Consider the following 23,589-nt stretch of genomic DNA (forward strand, 5'->3'; position numbering starts at 1 on the left):
CATGGAGGAATGATCGTGGAAAAGTACGGCGTAAATCAGCTCAGGCGGATGTTTCTTGAGTTTTTTGAAAGCAAAGGGCATTTGATAATGAAGAGCTTTTCTCTGGTGCCCCATAATGACAACAGTCTGCTGTTGATCAATTCGGGCATGGCACCGCTCAAGCCCTATTTTACAGGACAGGAGATACCTCCCAGAAAACGGGTGACCACCTGCCAGAAATGTATCCGTACAGGAGATATTGAAAATGTTGGGAAAACGGCCCGCCACGGCACGTTTTTTGAGATGCTGGGAAATTTTTCTTTCGGGGATTATTTTAAGCATGAAGCCATCGCGTGGTCCTGGGAATTCTTGACAAAAGTGGTAGGACTGGACGCTGACCGCCTGTATCCTTCCGTCTATCTGGAAGATGATGAAGCTTTTGAAATCTGGAATAAGGAAATTGGCATACCGGCAGACCGGATTTTTAAATTCGGGAAAGAGGATAACTTCTGGGAGCACGGAGCTGGGCCCTGCGGTCCCTGTTCTGAGATCTATTATGACAGAGGAAAAAAATATGGATGCGGCAGGCCGGGATGTACCGTAGGCTGCGAGTGTGACCGGTATATGGAGGTCTGGAATAACGTTTTCACCCAGTTCAACAATGACGGCCACAACAACTATACTCCTCTGGACTATAAGAATATTGATACCGGGATGGGCTTGGAGCGTCTTGCGGTAGTGGTTCAGGATGTGGAGTCCATATTTGCCGTGGATACCATCAAGGCTTTACTGGATAATGTGGCGGAACTCGCCGGTATTTCTTATATGGAGAATGAAGATAAGGATGTGTCGCTCCGTCTGATCACGGATCACATCCGCTCCTGTACCTTTATGATCTCTGACGGCATCATGCCTTCCAATGAAGGCCGGGGTTACGTGCTGAGGAGACTTCTGCGACGGGCGTCCCGTCATGGAAGGCTTCTTGGAATCGAAGGGAAATTCCTGGCCAGACTGAGTGAAACGGTCATTGAATTGTCCAAAGACGGCTATCCGGAGCTGGATGAAAAGAAAGAAATGATCTTCAAGGTCCTTACGGAAGAAGAGGATAAATTCGATAAGACCATCGACCAGGGCCTGAATATTCTGGCAGAACTGGAAAGCAGGCTCAGAGAAGAAGGAAAAACAGTGCTTGAGGGAGAAGATGCCTTCCGCCTCTATGACACTTATGGATTCCCTCTGGACCTGACCAGGGAGATCCTGGAAGAAAAAGGGTTTTCCGTGGATGAAGAAGGGTTTAAAAAGGCCATGGAGGTCCAGCGGGAAATGGCCAGAAGCTCCAGGAAGAAAAGCAATTATATGGGGCGTGAAGACATCTATCAGGGGCTTGACGCGGAGCTCACCACAGAATTTACCGGCTATGAGACACTTTGTGATACGGGACTGATAACAGCTCTGACCACGGCAGATGAGATCGTGCAGGCGCTGACAGATGGTCAGGCCGGCACGGTAATTACGGACAGGACTCCCTTTTATGCCACGATGGGCGGACAGAAAGCGGACACCGGTATCCTGTGTACCAATGATGCCGAGTTTATCGTGGAAGACGTCATAAAGCTTCAGGGTGGAAAAGTGGGCCATGTGGGCCATGTGTCAAAGGGAATGCTCCAGGTGGGAAGCCAGGTGTCCATGAGGGTGGACAGTGAGAACCGTACAGAGACTTGTAAAAACCACAGTGCGACCCATCTTCTTCAAAAAGCCCTGCGTATGGTACTTGGTTCTCATGTGGAACAGGCCGGTTCTTTTGTGGCGGCTGACAGGCTCCGGTTTGACTTCACTCATTTTTCGGCCATGACTCCCGACGAGATTGAGAAGGTAGAAGAAATCGTAAATGAAGAGATTCTGGCTTCAATTCCTGTGCAGACGGATATCATGAGTATCGAGGATGCCAAGAAAGCCGGAGCGATGGCGTTGTTTGGTGAGAAATATGGGGATACGGTCCGGGTGGTATCCATGGGAGATTTCTCGAAGGAACTCTGCGGCGGGACTCATGTGGCGAACACTGCATCCATCACCACATTCAAGATTATTTCCGAGGCGGGCATCGCCGCCGGAGTCAGAAGAATTGAAGCTCTTACGGGAAAAGGGGTATTCCGCCATTATAAGGATCTGGAAGCGGAGCTCCACGCGGCCGCAAAGGCTGCTAAAGCGGAACCGTCAGGGCTTATCAAGAAGATTGAAGCCCTGCAGGAGGAAATAAAAACCCTTCACTCTGAAAATGAAAAGCTCAAAAGCAAGCTGGCCAATGAAGCCGTAGGCGACGTGATGGACCAGGTTACAGAGATAAATGGTGTTAAAGTCCTGGCTGCCCAGGTAAAGGATGTAGACATGAACGGTCTCAGGGGTCTGGGCGATCAGCTGAAGGAGAAGATCGTCGAAGGCGTGGTGGTCATCATTTCTGAAAATGCAGGCAAGGTCAGCCTGATGGCGACGGCAACGGAAGAAGCACAGAAGAAAGGCGCTCACGCCGGAAATCTTATAAAAGCTATCGCATCCTGTGTCGGCGGCGGCGGCGGCGGACGTCCCGGTATGGCCCAGGCCGGCGGAAAGAATCCCGCGGGTATAGAGGAAGCGCTGAAAAAAACACTGGAAGTTGTTGCAGAACAAGTAAAATAGGTATTGACGAAAACGGATTTTATGATATACTAAAGGTAGTGCGAAAAATATACCCAAACAGTTGTATTATGCACAATACACAACTGGAGGGAGGTTAGGTGTGAGTCTATGTCAAACGTTATTGTGAAAGACAATGAAAGTTTAGATAGTGCCTTACGCAGATTCAAAAGAAACTGTGCGAAGGCCGGCATTCAGCAGGAGATTCGTAAAAGAGAACATTACGAAAAACCCAGCGTTCGTCGCAAGAAGAAGTCTGAAGCCGCAAGAAAACGTAAATACAATTAATTGTGCAGACAAAAAAGAGCCATTGTACCTCAATGGTTCTTTTTTTTACCCCTTTTTCATAAACTGAAATGTAAAAGAAAAGAGGGGCGCCGATGAAAAAAGGGATGGAATCTTTGGTGTCGGCCCTGGAGCTTCCGCAGGACTTATGTCTGGGGGCCGCCGTCATCACTGCTCTCGGATGCAGGGAGCTTACCATCGAGAACCATAAAGGAATCCTGGAATACGGACCCGAGTGTATACGGGTCTTAAGCGGTATGTGCAGAATTAAGATTACCGGAAGTGATCTGGTGATCTCCTATTTCAACCGGGAGGCTATGAAAATCGAAGGAAGGATTCGTGAGATCATTTATGAATAGACGTGGGCAGTGGAACGGAAGCTTAACGGTCAGAGCGGAAGGTGGAAGCCCTGAACGTTTTTTTAATTTATGCGGTTTTCACGGGATTTCGCTTACGAGGATTGAACGGGACGGAGACGGATACCGGTTCTGTATAGCTGCCCGCGACTTTTATGAAGCCAGGAAACTCTCCAGGAAAGCACAGGTAAAGCTTCTGATAAAAGAAAAAAGAGGACTTCCCTTTTTTCTGAAGAGAAGCCGGAAGCGTCTGGCTTTTTATGTGGGCATTCTTGTCTGCACGGGCCTTCTATACGCTTCTTCGTTATTTATATGGGACATCCGCATGGAGGGAAATACCAAATACACGGACAGCACTCTTCTTCATTTTCTAGAGACGAAGGGATATTCACATGGGATGAAGAAAGCGGGAATCGTGTGTGAGGATATTGAAAAAGATATCCGGAATCACTATAACGACATTACCTGGGTGTCTGCAGAGATATCCGGAAACCGTCTGATCATCCGAATCAAGGAGAATCAGGTGCTGGAAGCGGCGGCCGATTCCGGACAAGAGGAAGAAAAGGAAGAGACAGAGCCTTTGACCAGCCAGGAGGTGCCGGATACTTCAGCTCTGGGACGAAACGTGACGGCCAGCAGAGGAGGAGTTATTCTTTCCATGATCACCAGGACCGGGACTCCGGCCGTCCATGTGGGAGACACGGTAGAGCCGGGGCAGATTCTGATCTCCGGAATCGTGGAGATCAAGGATGAGGGCGGAAATCTTTTGAAGACCGAGGGCGTAAAGGCTGATGGCGACGTCATTGCCAGCACGACTTATCTTTATAAAGACAGTTTTTCCCTGACATATCCAGAACAGTATTATACGGGGCAAATAAAGGTACGCCGCTATCTGTGGCTGTTCGGAAGCCGCCATTATGTGCCGGGAGGAAAGAATACTTATGAAAAGTCGGATGAGGTGGACACTTACAGCCAGGTACATCTTTGGGGAAATTTTTATCTGCCGGTGGGATGGGGATCTGTTACTGCCAGGGAATACCGTGATGCCGAAGGAGTGTATTCAGAGACAGCCGCAAAAGAGCAGGCAGAAAAACGGTTTCGGGCATATTGTGAAAATCTGGAAGCGGCAGGTGTAAAGGTGGAGGACGCTTCTTATCAGGCTTCAGTGGGGACAGATACCTGTGACGTGACCGGCACGATCCATGCCACGGAGGCCATCGCACTTACAGAGGAATAACTTTTTTTGGAAAAGGGGTTCTATTTACGGAAAAAAATGTTAGAATAAGAAATAGCAAATAGAAGGAGACAGAAGAAAGCATGGGTATTGTGGAAACGATGATCGACATTCCTGCGGAACACGAGCGGAATGTCTGCGGCCAGTTTGATGCTTATCTGAAGAAGATCGAGCGGACTCTTCGCGTGACTATGGTGTCCAGAGATGGATACATCAAGGTCATCGGTCCAGAGCAGATGGTGACAAGGGCCAGCAGTGTCTTCGGAAATCTGATCGAGCTTTCAAAACGAGGCAATATCATTACGGAACAAAATGTGGATTATGCTTTATCCTTGACGTTTGAAGAAAAAGACGGCAAGATCCTGGAAATCGACCGGGATCTGATCTGCAGGACGATATCCGGTAAGCCGGTCAAACCAAAAACCATCGGACAAAAAGAGTACGTGGACGCCATACGGGAAAAAATGATCGTATTCGGCCTTGGGCCGGCCGGCACCGGAAAGACATATCTGGCCATGGCAATGGCAATCCAGGCTTTTAAGAACAATGAAGTCGGCAGGATCATCCTGACGCGGCCTGCCATAGAAGCGGGAGAGAAACTGGGCTTCCTTCCGGGAGATCTGCAAAGCAAGATAGACCCCTATCTGCGCCCTCTTTATGATGCTCTTTATGAGATCATGGGGGCCGACAGCTACCTGCACAATGCAGAAAAGGGACTTATTGAGGTGGCCCCTCTGGCTTACATGAGAGGCAGGACTCTGGATAATGCGTATATCATCCTGGATGAGGCGCAGAATACGACTCCCGCACAGATGAAGATGTTCCTTACCAGGATCGGATTCGGCTCTAAGGTCATCGTAACTGGAGATATGAGTCAGCGTGATCTTGTGGGGGACGGGCCATCCGGATTGGATATGGCTGTGAAGGTGCTCCGAAAGATTGATGAGATTTCTTTTATACGCCTGAGCAGCAAGGATATTGTGAGACATCCTCTGGTGCAGAAAATCGTACAGGCTTATGAGGCATACGAAAGCAAAAGCCCGTCGGGTGGAAAGGCAAGAAAGCCAGGAGGAAACAGATGACCTGTGATATTTCATATGAAGCGTGCAGGCCTTTTGAGATTCCTTATGAGGATATCGTAAGGCGCGTGGTGGACGCAGCGCTCATACAGGAGTCCTGTCCCTATGAGGCGGAGGTCAGTGTGACGCTCACGGACGCCGAAGAGGTACGGAGGATCAACCGGGAATTCCGGGGGCTTGATAAGACGACGGATGTGTTGTCTTTTCCCATGGCAGAATATGGATCGCCGGCAGATTTTGACTTTCTGGAGGAAGAGAGTGCGTTTGACTGCTTCAATCCGGAGACCGGCGAACTCCTGCTGGGGGACATCATTCTTTCTGTGGATAAGATTCGGGAGCAGGCTGCCGCATACGGCCATTCGCTCACAAGGGAACTGGCTTTTTTGACGGCGCACAGCATGCTTCATCTAATGGGTTACGACCACATGGAGGAAAAAGACAGGATTTTAATGGAGGAACGCCAGCAGCTTCTGATGGAAGCTCTGGACATTCCGAGAGAATAGGATGGATATATGAAAAAGAGGCCGATGGTTTTTGCTGCTCTCGCATTGCTGCTTGTCCTGCTTTCCAGCTGCGGAAAACAGGCTGATGAGACGCTTCCGGTCACAGAAATATCTTCTGAAACCGAAGCAGTGAAAGAAACGACAGAGGAAGAGAATGAGACGGCAGAAGAAGAAATGGAAGAGACGCTTCCAGAAGGATTGTGCAGAAGCTATCTGACTGGAAAAGTCGTATCTGAGGCCATAGGAAGAAGGCGCCCGATTGCTGTGATGCTGAGCAACGTCCGGGCCGCCGTCCCGCAGAGCGGCATTGGAAAAGCAGATGTGATCTACGAAGCTCCTACGGAGGGAAATACCGTCCGACTGATGGGGATTTTTGAAGACTGGGACAGTCTGGACAAGATTGGTTCCATGAGGAGCGCGAGGACCTATTATGTTTTGCTCCAGCATGAATTTAATCCTATCTTCGTCCATTACGGCCAATGCAATTATGCTCTGGACTATATCGATACGGATAATTGTGATAACCTGAACGGTGTGCTGGGCATTGGGGAGACCGTCTTTTACCGGACGGACGACCGGCCGAAGCCTCACAATGCCTATGCATCTGCTGCGGGGATCACTGCCGGGGCAGAGAAGATGGGATACAGCTGGCAGTACGCGGAGGATTATACGGGACATTATCAGTTTGTGAAAGACGGAGAGGTTCCGGAGCTGACCGGCGCGTCCGCGGCAAATTTTGTGAAGCCGGGTTATTCATCGAATACTCCTCTTTTTACCTATGATTCTGAATCGGGAGAGTATTACCGCTCCCAGTACGGAGAGCCGCAGATTGACGATACGACTGGGGAACAGCTGTCCTGCCGGAATATTCTGTTCCAATATTGTGAATATGAGCATTATTATGACACAGAATATCTCTATATCTATGTGATGGGAGAAGGCGCTGGGAAATATATCACTGACGGAAAAGCCATCGACGTTACCTGGAAAAAGGACGGTGACTGGGGAATCACCCGGTATTACGATACAAATGGAAATGAAATCAAGCTGAACCAGGGAAAGACCTGGGTCTGCATCATTCAAACAGAAAAGGCAGAGAACGTAGAAATCTATGAGTAGCCAAAATCAAAGACTAAAGAGAAAAAAGAAAAATAATAACTTCCTTGTGCAGGGAACAATCCTTGCGGGGGCCGGGATTCTGGTACGGATCATAGGACTTGTGTACCGGATTCCCATGCAGAATAAGATTGGCAGCGCGGCCATGGGAATGTATTCATCCGCGTTTTATATTTACAATATCATGCTGCTGCTGTCTTCCTACAGCCTGCCCCTTGCCGTATCCAAAATGGTTTCGACCAGGGTGGCTCTGGGCCAGCATAAAAATGCTTATCGGATATTCCAGAGCTCCTTACTGTTTTCCCTGGTATCCGGCGGTGCGGCATGTCTTCTCACGTTTTTCGGTGCGGACTTTTTTGCGGCGAAATTATTAAATGAACCGGGGGCGGCATATGCGATCAAGGTACTGGCGCCCACAATTTTTGTTATGGCGTTCCTGGGAACTCTGAGAGGATATTTTCAGGGCCTTGGTACCATGATTCCGACCGCAGTGTCTCAGGTGTTTGAACAGATCATCAATGCAGTAGTCAGTGTTTTAGCCGCGTTCCTTTTGTTTGATATGGGCGCGAAGATGGACATTGCGAAGGGGAAGGATTTTTATGCGGATGCCTACGGCGCTGCCGGCGGTACTATTGGTACGGCGGTGGGAGCCTTGGCGGCCCTTTTCTTCTGTTTCGTAGTGTTCCGCATGTATAAGCAGGTCCTGAACAAGCAGATGAGGCGGGATAATACGGTGATGCTGGAATCCTACGGCAATATCGCAAGAGTTCTCATAGCGACCATCATCCCGGTCATCATCAGTGGGACTGTGTACAATATCAGCAACCTGATCGATAACAGCATATATGGATTCTATATGAAGTCCACAGGCGGCACGGCTCATTACATGGCCAACTGGGGGGTATATTCCGGTCAGTATTATCTGCTGATAAACGTACCCATCGCCATTTCCAACGCATTATCTTCCTCCATGCTTCCCTCTCTGACCAGAACGGTGACGGAAGGAAAGAAAGGAGAGGTGCTCCGGAAGATCAATGTGACGATTCGCTTTTCCATGATCGTAGCAATCCCTGCGGCTGTCGGACTGACGGTCCTGAGTTCTCCTATCGTGAATATGCTGTTTAAGCAGGATACCCAGCTGGGCGGAGATCTGCTGTTCTTAGGCTCTCTTGCGGTGATCTTTTTCTCCCTGTCCACGGTGAGCAACGGCATCCTGCAGGGAATCAATAAAATGAAGGTCCCTGTGAGAAATGCCCTGATCTCTCTGATTCTTCATGTGGGTGTTCTCATCGCGCTCCTGTACGGGCTGAAAACAGGAATCTACGGGGTCGTCATAGCCAATATGCTGTTCGGTCTTTCCATGTGTATCCTGAATGGGATATCCATAGCCAATTTCCTGGGGTACAGACAGGAGGTCAAGAAAACCTTTGTGCTTCCGTTTCTGGCTTCTGTAATCATGGGAGGGGCTTCCTATTTGGTCTATTATCTGGTGAACATGGTCACGAAGAGGAATTCCATAGCCTGTCTGCTGGCTGTTATTGTGGCTGTCGTCGTATATTTTGTGATGCTAATCGTGTTCCGCTGTGTCAGCGAGAGTGAGCTTCGAAGTATGCCGATGGGCGGTAAGCTGGCCTCCGCGGCGAAAAAACTGCATCTGATGTAACCAATGGCCATGTTTAAAATCTGCATAGTGGTAGATACTAGAAAGAGGATGATACTATCCTCTTTCTTTTTTATGTAAAAGGAAGGCCGCTTCGCAGCTGCACATCGGCGCTCAAAGCAGGATTACCCACTTTGTTCTTTTATGAGAAAGTGCGCCGCAAAGCGTGTTATCAACTTAAAAATAGGGGTGAATCACTATGAAAAAAACCATATGGTTGTATCTTTTAAGCTTTTGCCTGCTTTTTTTCGTATTTTCTACAGTCTATTATTTCAGTTACCGGAATCTGGAACAGAAAAAGGAGCTGGAGCTGGCGGAGAAAGAACAGGGAAGCAAATCGCAGTTTAACACGGTGGAAGCGGAGACTCATGTTCCGATGACCGCAGCCGCGGATGGTGCTGAATCTGGGCAGAATACGGATGAAAATGCTGTGGCTGCCGGAAAAAAAGACGGGTCGGTGGTGACAAGGGATATGCTTTACATTTCTCAGAATTATGATCCGAAGACGGAAGTCCTGACGGAAACCATTCTGCCCATGCCGGAGGATTATCTGGGGCTTACCAGAGAAGAATTGATCTCTCTTATGAAATCATCGGACAGCGGAAAGAGCCTGGTGTCTTTTTCTGCCTCGCGCCTGGTAGTTAGGAGTGAGGAGGCAGTGAATCCCGATGATTACCGATTCCTTCTTATCTTGGAGGAAGGTTATCTGAAAATTTACTACAGCGACAGGCGGGATGTCTATATGGAAACCTATCTGACAGAAGAGGAGCTTCCGAAATCTGAACTAGAGGTTCTTAAGAGCGGTTATTATATAAAGGGAGTGGGAGAGCTCTACGACTATCTGGAATCCATCACCAGCTGAACTTGCAATCCCACGGTACTCATATTATAATGGCTGTAGCTAAACTGCGGGATACACTCAGCGCAGAAAGGAGACAGGCCATGAAAAAGACAGTGATAATCGGGGGCGGAGCGGCCGGCATGACGGCCGCCATCGCTTCCGCTGGTGCCGGGGATGCGGTCACTCTTCTGGAGCACAGCCCCCAGCTGGGGAAGAAGTTACTGTCCACGGGAAACGGCCGGTGCAATCTGACCAACCGGAATCAGGATGCTTCTTTTTACCGCTGTTCGGAAGCGGATTTTCCAGAAAAAGCACTCCGGCAGTTCGGATTTAAAGAAACGCTTGATTTTTTCCGGGGACTTGGACTGTTTTTTAAAGAAAAAGAGGGATACGTATATCCCCGTTCGTCTCAGGCCTCTTCCGTACGGAATGCTTTGCTGCGTGAACTCGAACGACGGAAGGTAGATTTGAGACTGGAAACAAAGGTGCAGGAAATTGTAAAACATGGAAAAGGATTTAAGGTGAAAACAACGGAATCCTCCTTTGCATCTGACTGCGTCATACTGGCCTGCGGAGGAATGTCGGCTCCGACCACAGGTTCCGACGGAAGCGGTTATGGTCTGTCGGCTAAAATGGGGCACAGGATAATTGAGCCGGTGCCGGCTTTGGTGCAGCTTCATTCTTCCAGAACTGCCCTTCAGAAAGCGGCAGGTGTTCGGGCAGACGGGCGGATCTCTCTTTACATAATGGAAAATGGCGGACGGACATTTGCCGGAGCCGATACCGGAGAGATTCAGCTGACGGATTATGGGATTTCCGGAATCCCTGTTTTTCAGGTCAGCCGCTATGCTTCGAGAGCTCTGTCGGAGAATAAACAGGTATGGGCTGAAGTTGACTTTCTTCCAGAGTACACATCTATAGAGACAAAACAGAAGCTTTTCCGATCTATTCGTCTGGAAAAGAAAGGCTATGACTGTCTGGAGGTGCTTTGCGGCCTGTTTCCGGAGAAGCTGGCCCTGGCATTTTTAAAGGAGGCGGGTATTCCGTTTCATCTTCCGGCGAAACAGCTGGATGAGAAACGGGCAGAGAAGCTCTGCCGGACCGTCACATGTTTTTTGGTACCGATTTCTGGTACGAATTCTTTTTCCCAGGCCCAGGTGACTGCGGGAGGAGTAGATGTACGGGATGTGGTGCCTGAGTCAATGGAGTCAAAGCTCGTCCCAGGACTGTACTTTGCTGGAGAGATCCTGGATGTGGACGGTATCTGCGGCGGATATAATTTACAGTGGGCATGGACCAGCGGCTGGCTGGCCGGAAAGCAGGGCAGAAAATGATACGGATCGCACAGCTTAAGCTTCGTCCCGAAGAGGATGAGGCTGAGCTCTATAAAAAGCTTTGCAGAAAACTAAAACTTCGGAAAGAGGATATTCTTTCCTGGAAGATTGTTAAAAAATCCATTGATGCCAGGAAAAAGGAAGATATTCAAATTGTCTTTCAGGTGGATGTGGAGATAAAGAAAAAAGAAAGCGCAATAATAGATTATTTGAAAAACGCACAGGTTCAGTTGATAAAAGAGGAAAGCTACCGGTTCACAGAGCCGGGAGCGGAACCGCTGAAGAACCGGCCCGTGATCGCCGGTACAGGACCAGCCGGACTCTTCTGCGGTTATATGCTGGCGAAAGCTGGATACTGTCCGATTCTTTTAGAGCGGGGCGGCCCTGTGGATGAACGTGCGGAGACGGTAACCACATTCTGGAAGACCGGAATTCTGGATCCAGAATGTAATGTCCAGTTCGGGGAAGGCGGCGCCGGGACATTTTCCGACGGAAAATTAAATACTCTTGTAAAAGATCCGGCCCATCGAGGGAAAAAAGTCCTTGAGATATTCGCCCGGATGGGAGCAGGAGAAGAAATTTTGTATGAACAAAAGCCCCACATCGGTACAGATGTGTTAAAACATGTGATAAAAAATCTGAGAAGGGAAATCGAACAGGCCGGAGGAGAATTTCACTTCCATTCCAAAGTATCCGGACTGGACACAGATGGAGGCAGATTGACGGGAATTCATGTTTCCGGGACAAAGAAAGAGGAAGAAAAATTCTTTCCCGCAGATTGTCTTGTGCTGGCCATCGGCCACAGTGCCCGGGACACCTTTAAACTGCTATACGAAAAGAGACTGGATATGAAAGCCAAATCTTTTGCAGTGGGCTTACGGGTCGAGCATCCGCAGCAGATGATACAGGTTTCTCAGTATGGAGAGACCTTTGCCGGGCTTCTCGCCCCTGCTCCTTATAAGCTGACCGCAAGGTCGAAAGACGGAAGGGGAGTTTATTCCTTCTGCATGTGTCCCGGCGGCTATGTGGTCAACGCTTCATCTGAACCGGGGATGACGGCTGTCAATGGCATGAGCAACAGAAGCCGGGACGGCAGAAACGCAAACAGCGCCATGATCGTAACGGTATCGCCGGAGGATTTTGGAAATGGGCATCCCCTTTCCGGAATCGCATTTCAGAGAGAGCTGGAAAAGACTGCTTATGAACTGGGCGGAGGAAGAGTTCCTATTCAGCTTTATGGGGATTTTAAAGAAGACAGAATGAGCCGTTCTCTGGGAGATGTCCTTCCAGATACTATGGGTGGAAATCATTTTGCAAATCTGCGTCGTCTGCTTCCGGAATATTTAAACAAGGCGCTGATAGAGGGTATTGAACAATGCGGGAAGAAATTACGGGGATTCAGCCGATATGATGCGGTGCTTTCCGGCGTAGAGAGCCGGACGTCATCCCCCATACGGATTGAACGGAATGATTCCATGGAAGCGAACATTCCCGGAATTTATCCGTGTGGAGAAGGCGCGGGATATGCAGGAGGGATCACATCAGCCGCCATGGACGGGATGAAGGTGGCGGAGGCCATTGCGTCTCGCTTTTCTCCTCGTTTCCTGCAGAGCAGAAAAGATTGATTCTGGATGTCAAATCTGCTAGAATAACGGTGTTGAGGAGAGAAAAAGAAGATAAGAGAGGATACATATGGACAGAAAAGCAAGGCTTTCAGGGAAAAATCGGATCGTCGTGAAGATTGGATCTTCCTCACTCACTCATAAATATACGGGATATTTGAATTTAAATAAAGTAGAGAAGCTGGCACGGGTGCTCTGTGATTTGAGAAATCAGGGGATGGAGGTCGTGCTGGTGAGCTCCGGCGCCGGTGCGGTGGGCAGAAAGACTATGGGATACATGGAGCGTCCGGATGACCTTCCAGTCAAGCAGGCGCTGGCCGCAGTCGGCCAGGCAAAACTAATGATGACCTATCAGAAGATTTTTTCGGAGTATAATCAGGTGGTTGCTCAGATTCTGATGACAAAGACGACCATGCTCAATGACAATTCCAGAAGAAATGCCAGAAATACCTTTGATGAATTGTTTAAAATGGGAGTAATTCCCATTGTCAATGAAAATGACACAGTCGCCACACATGAGATTGAATTCGGAGATAACGACCGGCTGTCTGCCATTGTGGCGGCGGTGATACACGCGGATCTGCTGATACTTCTTTCCGATATTGATGGTCTTTATGAGGATGATCCCAAGAGGGATCCTGAGGCGGAATTTATCCGGGAGGTGGAAGAAATCACCGATGATCTGCAGGAAATGGGGAAGGAGACCACCGGGAGCACAGTGGGAACCGGCGGAATGTCTGCAAAGATCGTAGCGGCCCGGATGGCCACCGATGCGGGGATCGATATGGTAATCACCAATGGAGAAAATGTGGAGAATATATACAGGGTCCTGGACGGAGAACAGGTCGGCACACTGTTCCTGGCCCATAAAAACAGGGATTTTGATCTGATTGAATATCTGACAGCATATTGAGACATCCCAGGGATTGATGAGCGGACAGGAAGGAGTGGACATAACATGAAGAAAGCAAGTCTTGTTTTGGAGGGCGGAGCTACCCGCGGAGTTTTTTCTGCCGGCGTCCTGGATTTCCTGATGGAGAAAGAATTATATATTCCCTATGTAATCGGTGTTTCTGCAGGAGCCTGCAACGCGGTGGACTATCTGTCCCGGCAGATTGGAAGGACAAGGGACTGCATGATTCCCCGCGATAAAAAAAACGGCTATATGAATTTAAAGAAGGCGTTAAAAACTAAAAGCCTGTTTGATATGGATATGATATTTGACCGATATCCCAAAGAACTGTTTCCCTTTGATTTTAAGACCTATCAGGAATCAGCCCTGCGCTGTGAGATGGCTGTGACCAACTGCCTGACCGGAAAAACGGAATATCTGGATGACCGAGAAAATGAAGACCGTCTGTTTGCCATCTGCCGTGCTTCCTGCAGCATGCCGGTAGTCACCCCGATGGTAGAAATCGGCGGAGTCCCATATCTGGACGGCGGCTTGTCTGATTCGGTGCCTGTTGCCAGAGCCCTGAGGGAAGGTCATAAAAAATGTGTGGTAATCCTCACCAGGAACGCAGGCTATCGAAAAAAGCTGTCTCATAAAGCCGCAGTGATCTATCATTCTGTTTACAAGGAGTATCCGGAGCTTGTAAAGACGATCTGCAGGCGGCCGGTAATGTATAACCGTACAATGGAGCTGATCGAACGGCTGGAAAAGGAAGGGCATATCTTTGTGCTGAGACCGCTGGAGCCTGCCGTATCCAGGACGGAGCAGGATCCGGAGGTGCTGGAAAGCTTCTACCGGCATGGTTATGATCTGATGGAGTCCAGATATGAAGAGCTTCTCTCATATTTGGACAGATAAGGAGAGTTTATGACGGAAAAAGAAATTCAAAGAATCAACGAGCTTTATCACAAATCGAAAAAAGAGGGGCTCACTCCGGAAGAAAAAAGGGAACAGGCGGCACTTCGTGAAGCTTATATTCAGGCGATCCGCATGAATTTGAAAGGAACCCTGAATAATGTAAGCATTCTGGAGCCGGACGGCAGTGTGACGGAGCTTAAAAAGGTCAAGGAAGCGAAAGACAGGAAAAGACAATGATGACAAAAAAAGAGATCAGGCGGATGGCCAATGAAAACAGAAAAGCCATGCTCCCCGGTGAAGAGGAAGAGAAGAGCAGGAAAATCTACGAACAGATTCTGTCCCTGCCGGAATATAAAGGGGCCCACAGTCTGTACTGTTATGTGGATTTCAATCATGAGGTCAGGACCTGGGATATCATGGAAAAAGCCATGGAGGAAGGAAAACGGGTTGCGGCCCCGAGAGTGGACGGGGACTCTATGGACTTTTATTATATCACGTCCAGAGAGGATCTGGAGCCGGGATGCCTCGGAATCCTTGAGCCGAAGACCGGGCTTTCCATGGCGGCAGAGGAGGAAGCCTTTTTTCTGATGCCCGGGGTAGCCTTTGACAGAGAACATCATCGCGTGGGATATGGGGGCGGTTACTATGACCGGTATCTGGAGCGGTTCCCAAAACTGACAAAAGTGGCGGTAGCCTATGAATGTCAGGTTTTTGATCAGGTTCCCCATGAGACTTTCGATATCTGCCCCGCCGTTCTTGTGACGGAGGCAGGAATCAGCAGGAAGTGAGCGGAGAGCCGTTTTACAGTCAGGAGGATTGAAAATGGAAGAATTGATCAAAATGGGAGAACGGGCCAGGACGGCTGCGTCTTTGTTAGGCAGATTAGGGATAGTTGAAAAAAACAGAGGTCTGTCTGCGGCGGCTGATGCTCTGACTGCCAATGCAGGATCCATATTAAAAGCCAATGAGATGGACATGGAAGCAGGAAGGAAAAAAGGGATGCATCAGGGACTATTGGACCGGCTTATGCTGACTGGAGCCCGGATAGAAGCCATGGCCGAGGGCCTGCGCCAGATTGTTTCCCTGGACGATCCGGTGGGAGAAGTCCTTTCCATGAAGAAGAGACCGAACGGACTTGTGATAGGAGAAAAAAGAGTGCCTATCGGCGTGATCGGAATCATATATGAATCTCGTCCCAATGTGACGGCCGACGCGTTCGGGCTCTGTTTTAAAGCAGGAAACGCTGTAATCTTAAAGGGAGGAAGCGACGCTCTGAATTCCAATAAGGCAATCACGTCCTGTCTGAGAGAGGCGCTGGCCGGCTGCGGGCTTCCTGAGGATTCCATCCAGCTTCTGGAAAGTACGGACCGGGAGGCTGCCAAGGCGCTTATGCGTATGAACGGCTATATTGATGTCCTGATACCCAGAGGAGGTGCCGGACTCATCCGTACCGTAGTGGAAAATAGTACGGTTCCCGTAATAGAGACCGGGACGGGCAATTGCCATATATTTGTAGATGAAAGTGCGGATATCGATATGGCGGTCTCTATCATCTTCAATGCCAAGACACAGAGGATCGGTGTATGCAATGCCTGTGAGTCCCTGGTGATTCATAAAGGCATTGCAGACAGGCTGATGCCTGCTCTGGCGGCGGAGCTTTCTGAAAAGCAGGTAGAAATCCGCGGTGACGAAACGGTCTGCCGGCTGCTTCCAGATGCGGTCAGGGCTTCCGAAGAGGACTGGGGAACCGAATACCTGGATTATATCTTATCAGCAAAGACAGTTGGCTCTGTAGGAGAAGCCATTGCCCATATCAACCGTTATAACACGAAGCATTCGGAAGCGATCATCACAAAAGATTATGCAAATGCCCAGAGGTTCCTGGATGAGGTGGATGCCGCTGCCGTATATGTAAATGCCTCCACCCGGTTTACCGACGGATTTGAGTTCGGCTTTGGGGCGGAGATCGGTATCAGCACGCAGAAGCTCCATGCCAGAGGCCCGATGGGGCTTAAGGCGCTGACAACGACTAAATATATCATATATGGAAACGGGCAGGTCCGTCCCTGAATTGATTTTTTTAAAAGCGTCGGCTATAATAGAAAGGATTAAGAGAAGGGACAAAGAACCGTGGATAAAACAGAATATGTCAATATAATAGAACAAGCGCCGGTTGGTGAGCCAGAGCGGCAGCATTATTTCATGCAGGAGCTCCGTGAAATTGTAATGGAGAGATCCGATAAATTGGGAAGGCCTTTATATGCCAATGTGACGACCTTCGGATGCCAGATGAATGCCAAGGATTCGGAAAAGCTTCTTGGTATTTTGGAGGCAGCCGGATTTACCGCTTCTGGGGAGGAAACTTCAGACTTTGTGATCTATAATACTTGTACGGTCAGAGACAACGCCAACCAGCGCGTATATGGACGTCTGGGTTATCTGAACAGCCTGAAACAGAAAAATCCGGATATGATCGTTGCCCTCTGCGGCTGCATGATGCAGGAGCCGTCTGTGGTGGAAAAAATAAAGAAAAGCTATCGATTTGTGGACCTTGTATTTGGCACTCATAATATTTTTAAGCTGGCAGAGCTTCTTTACCGGCAGATGACAGAACGGCATATGGTAGTTGACATATGGAACGGAACGGATGAGATTGTGGAAAAGCTTCCGGCAGAACGGAAATATTCCTTTAAATCCGGGGTGAACATCATGTACGGCTGCAATAATTTCTGCAGCTACTGTATCGTACCATATGTCAGAGGGAGAGAACGCAGCCGGAATCCGAAAGATATCGTGGAAGAAGTAAAGAATCTGGTAAAAGACGGCGTGGTGGAAGTGATGCTGCTCGGACAGAATGTGAATTCCTATGGGAAAACTCTGGATCCGCCTATGAGCTTTGCAGAACTTTTAAAAATGGTAGCTGCAGTGGAGGGTCTCGAACGCATTCGTTTCATGACGTCTCATCCGAAGGATCTATCGGATGAGCTGATCAGGGTGATGAGAGACTGTCCGAAGGTCTGCCGTCATCTGCATCTTCCTCTTCAGTCAGGCAGCTCCAGAATACTTTCTCAGATGAACCGGGTTTATGGAAAAGAGCAGTATCTGGCTCTGGCAGAAAAAATAAAGACAGAAATTCCGGATATTTCTCTGACTACAGACATCATCGTAGGGTTTCCGGGCGAGACGGAAGAGGATTTCCAGGAGACTTTAGACGTAATCCGCAGAGTGAGGTATGACAGTGCCTTTACTTTCCTCTATTCTAAGCGGACAGGCACTCCTGCGGCAGCCATGGAAGATCAGGTGCCGGAAGAGATTATGAAAGACCGGTTTGAGCGTCTCTTAAAAGAAGTACAAAGAATTTCCGCTGAAATGAGCGGAAAAGATGTGGGGAAAGTCATGCCGGCTCTTGTGGAAGGGCTGGATGACCATAATCCTGGTATGGTTACCGGCCGTTTGAGCAATAATATAATGGTACACATTCCGGGTGAAGCTTCTGACATCGGAAAGATCATTCCGGTGAAGCTTGAAGAATCCAGAGGATTCTATTATATGGGGACGCGCCTCCCTTAAATATGGAGGTATGGGTATGAAAAAGTGGATTTGTTTTAGTCTGAAAAAGGAAAAAAGAGTGTGGGAAGTCCTGCTGGCAGCCTTTGCCGTGGGTTTTTTCTGCTATGGAGCGCTGGTCTCCTTTGGGACAAGCTGGCAGAATGAATTGAAAATCCAGTTTGCAAAGGTGGCACCGGCAGCTGGGAAAAGCATTAGGATCCTTGACCGGTCGGGAAGTTCACCGGAAGCCTCCGCTAAAGGGAATGGCTCTGTCCAAAAGTTGTCTTATGAACGGATGAAGAGTGGGGACATCATGTATTCCGGTTATTTTGGTCTTCTGAACATCAGGAGCATTCCCTCAAAGAGAGGAGAGCTGCTTGGCCAGATTGCTTACGGGGATGAAGTGCAGGTGTACTGGAAGGAAGATTCCGGCTATGTCAGGGTCTTATGCAAGAAAGCACATTCCGATGAATTCATAGAAGGATATTGTACCAGGAAGGAACTTTCCGACGCAGAACCAAAGGATGCGCGCATTTATCTTGGCGTCGCTGATTTTAAGCAGTATGACGCACGGTGGGCAAATGTTTCACTGGGCGGCAGCTATGAGACGATTGCGAGCGCCGGCTGCACCACCACCTGCTTGGCAATGGCTTATTCGTATCTGGAAGGCTATATGACGACTCCGGATATGATGGAGGAACGGCTGTTTTATAATGATGACGGCCTTTTGAGCTTTCCGAAAGCATATGTGAAAATCTCCGAGAAAGATTATCTTTCTTCAGCCCTTGAAAAGCTGCAGCAGAAGATTCCTGTACTGATCGGATGCAAACGGGATGACGGAAGTCCTCACTGGGTGCTGATCATGGGATACAGCGGGGATGGTGTGAACCTGAATACGGAAGATTTTCTGATTCATGACCCAGCCTCTGAGGAGCGGCATACTCTGGCGGATTTTTTCGCTGAATTTCCAAATTTCAACAAGATCGCATATTATAACGGGACATGAAAGTCAACAGAATAGAGAGGTAAAACGTGGCAGCACAATTATCACCAATGATGCAGCATTATCTGGAGACCAAAAAACAGTATCCCGACTGTATCCTTTTTTACAGGTTGGGGGATTTTTATGAAATGTTTTTTGAAGACGCGCAGACGGTTTCCAGAGAGCTTGAAATCACACTGACAGGAAAGGACTGCGGACTGCCGGAACGGGCTCCCATGTGCGGAGTCCCTTATCATGCAGTGGACACGTACCTGAACCGGCTGGTTCAAAAAGGTTATAAAGTAGCCATTGCAGAACAAATGGAGGACCCCAGGCTTGCAAAAGGGTTGGTCAAACGGGAGGTCATCCGGGTCGTGACTCCCGGCACGATTTTAAGCAGCCAGGCTCTTGATGAGACCAGGAATAATTATCTGATGTGCATTGTCTATTTGGCAAAATCCTTTGGAATCGCCATAAGCGATGTGACAACCGGTGAATTTCTGGTCTCAGAAGTGCCTACGATCCGTGCGCTTTTGGATGAGATTTATAAATACATGCCTTCAGAGATTATCTGCAATGAAGCCTTTTATATGTCAGGAGTCGATCTGGAGGATATGAAGAACCGCCTGAATTTTATCATCTCTCCTCTGGATAATCATTATTTTGATGAGGATATCTGCCAGGATACTCTGAAACGGCATTTTCATGTGGAACGCCTCGAGGGTCTTGGACTGGAGGATTATAAGATCGGTCTGATCGCTTCTGGAGCTGCGCTTCTCTATCTCTTGGATACTCAGAAAAACTCATTGGGGCATATTACAAAGCTGGTGCCTTACCAGTCTGGAAAATATATGGTGATCGACACTTCCACCAGACGGAATCTGGAACTTTTAGAGACTCTGAGGGAGAAACAGAAAAGAGGTTCTCTTTTATGGGTGCTTGACAAAACCAGAACTGCTATGGGCGCCAGAATGCTCAGAAGCTTTATTGAGCAGCCTCTCATAGAAAAAGCGGAGATCACAAAACGCCAAGACGCTGTGGAAGAATTGAACGGGGAATATATCACCCGGGAGGAACTGATCGAATATCTGAATCCCATCTATGATCTGGAGCGGCTCATTGGAAGAATCTCCTATCAGACGGCCAATCCGAGAGATCTGATCGCGTTTAAGAATTCCCTGCAGATGCTTCCCCATATCAAACATCTGATGGAGCAGCTGACAGCGCCCCTTTCTAAAGAAATCTGCGGACAACTGGATACACTGGAGGACTTGGCAGAGCTGATCGGCCGCGCGGTCGTGGAAGATCCTCCCATAAGCGTGCGGGAGGGCGGCATCATCCAGGAGGGCTTCAACGAAGAGGCCGACCGTCTGCGGAAAGCAAAGACAGAAGGAAAGAAGTGGCTTGCCGAACTGGAGACGAAAGAGCGCGAGAGAACGGGAATCAAAACGCTCCGGGTCAAATTCAACAAGGTGTTCGGCTATTATCTTGAGGTGACGAATTCTTTCCTGTCCCAAGTGCCTGACGACTATGTCAGAAAACAGACCCTCACCAACGCAGAACGCTTTACGACGGATGAACTGAAAAAACTGGAAGAGATCATCCTGGGGGCGGAAGACAAACTTTTCATCCTGGAATATGATTTGTTCTGTTCGCTGAGAAATACCATAGCCGAGCAGGTGGCCCGAATCCAGAAAACAGCCCGCAGCATTGCCTGGATCGATGTATTGACCTCACTTTCTGTGGTGTCCACCAGGAATGGCTACGTGAGGCCCAAAATTAATGAAAAGGGTCTGATCGATATAAAAAACGGCCGCCATCCTGTGGTGGAACAGATGCTTCGGGACGACCTGTTCATTGCCAATGACACCTATCTCGACAATGGAAGCAATCAGATATCCATCATTACCGGGCCGAATATGGCCGGAAAATCCACTTATATGAGACAAACGGCGCTCATTTGTCTAATGGCGCAGATTGGGAGCTTTGTTCCGGCGGAAGCTGCCAATATCGGCATCTGTGACAGGATCTTTACTAGAGTCGGGGCTTCCGACGATCTGGCAAGCGGCCAGAGCACCTTCATGGTGGAGATGACTGAAGTGGCAAATATACTCCGGAACGCGACAAAAAACAGCCTTTTGATCCTGGATGAGATTGGCCGGGGGACCAGTACCTTTGACGGCCTGAGTATTGCCTGGGCTGTTATAGAATACATATCCAATACGAAGGTTTTGGGGGCGAAGACGTTGTTCGCTACCCATTACCATGAGCTGACAGAGCTGGAAGGTTCCATAAGCGGCGTGAATAATTATTGTGTTGCAGTGAAAGAAATGGGGGACGATATCGTATTCCTCCGGAAGATCGTCAAAGGCGGAGCAGATAAAAGTTACGGAATTCAGGTGGCAAAGCTCGCCGGAGTGCCGGATCCGGTGATCGTGAGGGCGAAAGAGCTGGTGGAGGAGTTATCGGATGCCGATATTTCTGCCCGTTCCAAAGAAATTGCCGATGCCAGCCGGCAGGCGTCCCATAAGAAACCGGTCCCGAAGCTGGATGAGGTCGATCTAAAACAGATGAGCCTGTTTGATACGGTGAAAGATGATGATATCCTGAAAGAGCTGGAATCTCTGGAGCTTGTCACGATGACTCCGATCGATGCCCTGAATACTTTATACCGGCTGCAGAACAATTTGAAGAACAGGTGGTAATATGCCAAAGATCACAGTGTTAGACCAGGATACAATTAATCAGATCGCAGCAGGCGAGGTCATAGACCGGCCGTGCTCCGTTGTCAAAGAGCTGATGGAAAATGCCATTGATGCAGGTGCGACAGCCGTGACAGTAGAAATCAAGGATGGGGGAATCTCTTTTATCCGTATTACCGATAATGGGTGCGGGATTGAAAAAGAACAGATTCCGACGGCATTTCTCCGTCATTCCACCAGTAAGATCCGTTCCGTGGAGGATCTGCTCACGGTATCCTCCCTGGGTTTTCGTGGAGAGGCACTTTCAAGCATCGCTTCGGTATCCCAGGTGGAGCTGATCACAAAGACAGCTGAGGCCCTGACTGGCTCCCGGTACCAGATCCATGGCGGAAAAGAAATTTCACTGGAGGAGATCGGGGCGCCGGACGGCACCACTTTTCTGGTCCGGAACTTATTTTATAATACACCGGCAAGGAAGAAATTTTTAAAAACAGCCCAGACGGAAGGAGCTTATATCAGCAGCCTGATAGAACGCATGGCCCTGTCCAGGCCAGATGTGTCCATCCGGTTCATCCAGAACAATCAAAGCCGGATCCATACTTCGGGAAACCACAATCTGAAGGACCTGATCTACATGATATATGGCAGAGAAATCGCCGGGAACCTTCTGCCGGTAGAAGCTGTAAAAGAAACGGTGAAGATTTCCGGATATCTGGGGAAACCGCTTATCTCCCGGGGGAATAGGACTTACGAAAACTATTTCATCAACGGGCGCTATATCAAAAGCAATTTGATCAATAAAGCCATTGAAGACGGCTATCATTCTTATATGATGCAGCATAAGTACCCTTTCGTGGTTCTCCAGCTGGAGATCGAACCGGAGTTTCTGGATGTAAACGTCCATCCTTCCAAGATGGAGCTTAGATTCCGGAATCAGGAAGAAATCTATGATTCGGTCTACAGAGCAGTACATGATACCCTGGCCGGAAAGGAATTGATCCGCAAAGTATCCCTGGATACGGAACTTCAGGGATTCGGTGCCGGGGATGCTGCAGGGGAGAAGACAGATACCAAAAAGCATACTGTCCAAAGAGCGCCGGAACCTTTTGAAGTCAAGCGCATGGAAAGAGACCGGGAACCCCTCTGGAATCAGGAGAAGGTGCGGGAATCCACAGTATATATGGAAACGCCTGCCAAACAGCCGGAGGTAAAGATCGAGCCCGCTGCAAAGGAAGCACCGAAGCAGCTGGAGCTGTTTGAGGAAAAGCTGCTGACGAAAGAGGCACGGGATGAATACCGCTTTATTGGTCAGCTGTTTGATACCTATTGGCTGATTCAATACCGGGATGAATTTTTGATCATCGATCAGCACGCAGCTCATGAAAAAATCCTTTATGAGCGGATGGTTCGCCAGTTGACGGAGAAGAAGGTCCTGGCTCAGATGGTCAATCCGCCGATCATACTTACTCTGAATCTGCGGGAAGAAGAAGTTTTAAAAAGCCATAAAGAAAGATTTTTGGCCCTTGGTTTTGAAATTGAGCCTTTTGGAGGCAGAGAGTACGCTGTCTACAGTGTTCCCTCAAATCTCTATGGAATCGCCCAGACCGAAATTTTGATGGAGGTTCTCGACAGTCTGTCGGAAGAACTGGAACAGGAGTCTGAGCAGGTGATTTTGGAGAAGCTGGCTTCCATGAGCTGCAAAGCCGCCGTAAAAGGCGGGGATTCTCTGTCTGTGAAGGAAGCAGAAGCCCTGATCGATGAGCTCCTCACGCTTAAGAATCCTTATGCCTGCCCCCATGGGCGCCCTACCATTATTTCCATGAGCCGCAGAGAATTGGAAAAAAAATTTAAAAGGATTGTATAAAGG

20 protein-coding genes are annotated in these 23,589 nt (G+C 48.8%); all 20 read left to right on the forward strand.

Annotated features, from left to right (window positions below):
* Positions 1–9: 9 nt before the first annotated feature.
* The 20 genes from alaS to mutL all read left to right on the forward strand — a co-directional run bounded on the left by alaS (position 10) and on the right by mutL (position 23,586).
* Positions 10–2,652 (forward strand): alanine--tRNA ligase, encoded by a 2,643-nt coding sequence (gene alaS, locus LQE92_RS00095; RefSeq protein WP_231060990.1) that lies wholly within the window; start codon positions 10–12, stop codon positions 2,650–2,652.
* 108 nt (positions 2,653–2,760) lie between these two features.
* Positions 2,761–2,937, forward strand: coding sequence for a 30S ribosomal protein S21 (gene rpsU, locus LQE92_RS00100; RefSeq protein WP_003504099.1), 177 nt, complete (start codon positions 2,761–2,763; stop codon positions 2,935–2,937).
* Between the two features lie 92 nt (positions 2,938–3,029).
* Positions 3,030–3,293 (forward strand): YabP/YqfC family sporulation protein, encoded by a 264-nt coding sequence (locus LQE92_RS00105; RefSeq protein ID WP_147595893.1) that lies wholly within the window; start codon positions 3,030–3,032, stop codon positions 3,291–3,293.
* Entirely contained in the window at positions 3,286–4,527 is a 1,242-nt protein-coding gene (locus LQE92_RS00110; RefSeq protein ID WP_231060991.1) for a sporulation protein YqfD, read from the forward strand. Before LQE92_RS00105 ends, LQE92_RS00110 begins: the two co-directional genes overlap by 8 nt.
* An 80-nt stretch (positions 4,528–4,607) precedes the next feature.
* Entirely contained in the window at positions 4,608–5,606 is a 999-nt protein-coding gene (locus LQE92_RS00115) for a PhoH family protein (protein ID WP_231060992.1), read from the forward strand.
* A complete protein-coding gene (gene ybeY / locus LQE92_RS00120; protein WP_231060993.1) occupies positions 5,603–6,106 on the forward strand; it encodes an rRNA maturation RNase YbeY in 504 nt (167 codons plus the stop codon). The genes LQE92_RS00115 and ybeY overlap by 4 nt, the downstream gene beginning before the upstream one ends.
* A gap of 9 nt (positions 6,107–6,115) precedes the next feature.
* Positions 6,116–7,225, forward strand: a complete 1,110-nt coding sequence (locus tag LQE92_RS00125; RefSeq protein WP_231060994.1) for a DUF3048 domain-containing protein — start codon at positions 6,116–6,118, stop codon at positions 7,223–7,225.
* On the forward strand, positions 7,218–8,885 hold the full coding sequence (locus LQE92_RS00130; protein ID WP_231060995.1) for a putative polysaccharide biosynthesis protein: 1,668 nt from the start codon (positions 7,218–7,220) through the stop codon (positions 8,883–8,885). Before LQE92_RS00125 ends, LQE92_RS00130 begins: the two co-directional genes overlap by 8 nt.
* Positions 8,886–9,081: 196 nt before the next feature.
* Positions 9,082–9,744 (forward strand): hypothetical protein, encoded by a 663-nt coding sequence (locus tag LQE92_RS00135; RefSeq protein ID WP_231060996.1) that lies wholly within the window; start codon positions 9,082–9,084, stop codon positions 9,742–9,744.
* A gap of 80 nt (positions 9,745–9,824) precedes the next feature.
* A complete protein-coding gene (locus tag LQE92_RS00140; RefSeq protein WP_231060997.1) occupies positions 9,825–11,057 on the forward strand; it encodes a BaiN/RdsA family NAD(P)/FAD-dependent oxidoreductase in 1,233 nt (410 codons plus the stop codon).
* On the forward strand, positions 11,054–12,682 hold the full coding sequence (locus LQE92_RS00145) for an NAD(P)/FAD-dependent oxidoreductase (RefSeq protein ID WP_231060998.1): 1,629 nt from the start codon (positions 11,054–11,056) through the stop codon (positions 12,680–12,682). Before LQE92_RS00140 ends, LQE92_RS00145 begins: the two co-directional genes overlap by 4 nt.
* Positions 12,683–12,749: 67 nt before the next feature.
* On the forward strand, positions 12,750–13,592 hold the full coding sequence (gene proB, locus LQE92_RS00150; protein ID WP_231060999.1) for a glutamate 5-kinase: 843 nt from the start codon (positions 12,750–12,752) through the stop codon (positions 13,590–13,592).
* A 45-nt stretch (positions 13,593–13,637) separates the two neighbouring features.
* Positions 13,638–14,489 carry a patatin-like phospholipase family protein gene (locus tag LQE92_RS00155; RefSeq protein WP_231061000.1) on the forward strand — a complete coding sequence of 284 codons (852 nt, stop codon included), beginning with the start codon at positions 13,638–13,640 and terminating at the stop codon, positions 14,487–14,489.
* Between the two features lie 9 nt (positions 14,490–14,498).
* Positions 14,499–14,726: a DUF896 domain-containing protein gene (locus LQE92_RS00160; protein WP_147595882.1), complete on the forward strand. Its 228-nt coding sequence runs from the start codon at positions 14,499–14,501 to the stop codon at positions 14,724–14,726.
* Positions 14,723–15,277 carry a 5-formyltetrahydrofolate cyclo-ligase gene (locus tag LQE92_RS00165; RefSeq protein ID WP_231061001.1) on the forward strand — a complete coding sequence of 185 codons (555 nt, stop codon included), beginning with the start codon at positions 14,723–14,725 and terminating at the stop codon, positions 15,275–15,277. The genes LQE92_RS00160 and LQE92_RS00165 overlap by 4 nt, the downstream gene beginning before the upstream one ends.
* Positions 15,278–15,311: 34 nt before the next feature.
* Positions 15,312–16,559 carry a glutamate-5-semialdehyde dehydrogenase gene (locus LQE92_RS00170; protein ID WP_231061002.1) on the forward strand — a complete coding sequence of 416 codons (1,248 nt, stop codon included), beginning with the start codon at positions 15,312–15,314 and terminating at the stop codon, positions 16,557–16,559.
* Positions 16,560–16,619: 60 nt separating this feature from the next.
* The gene (miaB, locus tag LQE92_RS00175) at positions 16,620–18,059 is read left to right on the forward strand and encodes a tRNA (N6-isopentenyl adenosine(37)-C2)-methylthiotransferase MiaB (protein ID WP_231061003.1); all 1,440 of its coding nucleotides are present in this window, start codon (positions 16,620–16,622) and stop codon (positions 18,057–18,059) included.
* 16 nt (positions 18,060–18,075) lie between these two features.
* Positions 18,076–19,044 (forward strand): C39 family peptidase, encoded by a 969-nt coding sequence (locus tag LQE92_RS00180; protein ID WP_231061004.1) that lies wholly within the window; start codon positions 18,076–18,078, stop codon positions 19,042–19,044.
* Positions 19,045–19,091: 47 nt separating this feature from the next.
* Positions 19,092–21,725, forward strand: a complete 2,634-nt coding sequence (gene mutS, locus LQE92_RS00185; RefSeq protein ID WP_231061845.1) for a DNA mismatch repair protein MutS — start codon at positions 19,092–19,094, stop codon at positions 21,723–21,725.
* A 1-nt stretch (position 21,726) separates the two neighbouring features.
* Entirely contained in the window at positions 21,727–23,586 is a 1,860-nt protein-coding gene (gene mutL / locus LQE92_RS00190; RefSeq protein WP_231061005.1) for a DNA mismatch repair endonuclease MutL, read from the forward strand.
* The last annotated feature ends 3 nt before the right edge of the window (positions 23,587–23,589 follow it).

The sequence above is a fragment of the Lientehia hominis genome (genome assembly GCF_021044755.1).
In the GTDB taxonomy this organism is placed as follows: Bacteria; Bacillota; Clostridia; order Lachnospirales; family Lachnospiraceae; genus Lientehia; species Lientehia hominis.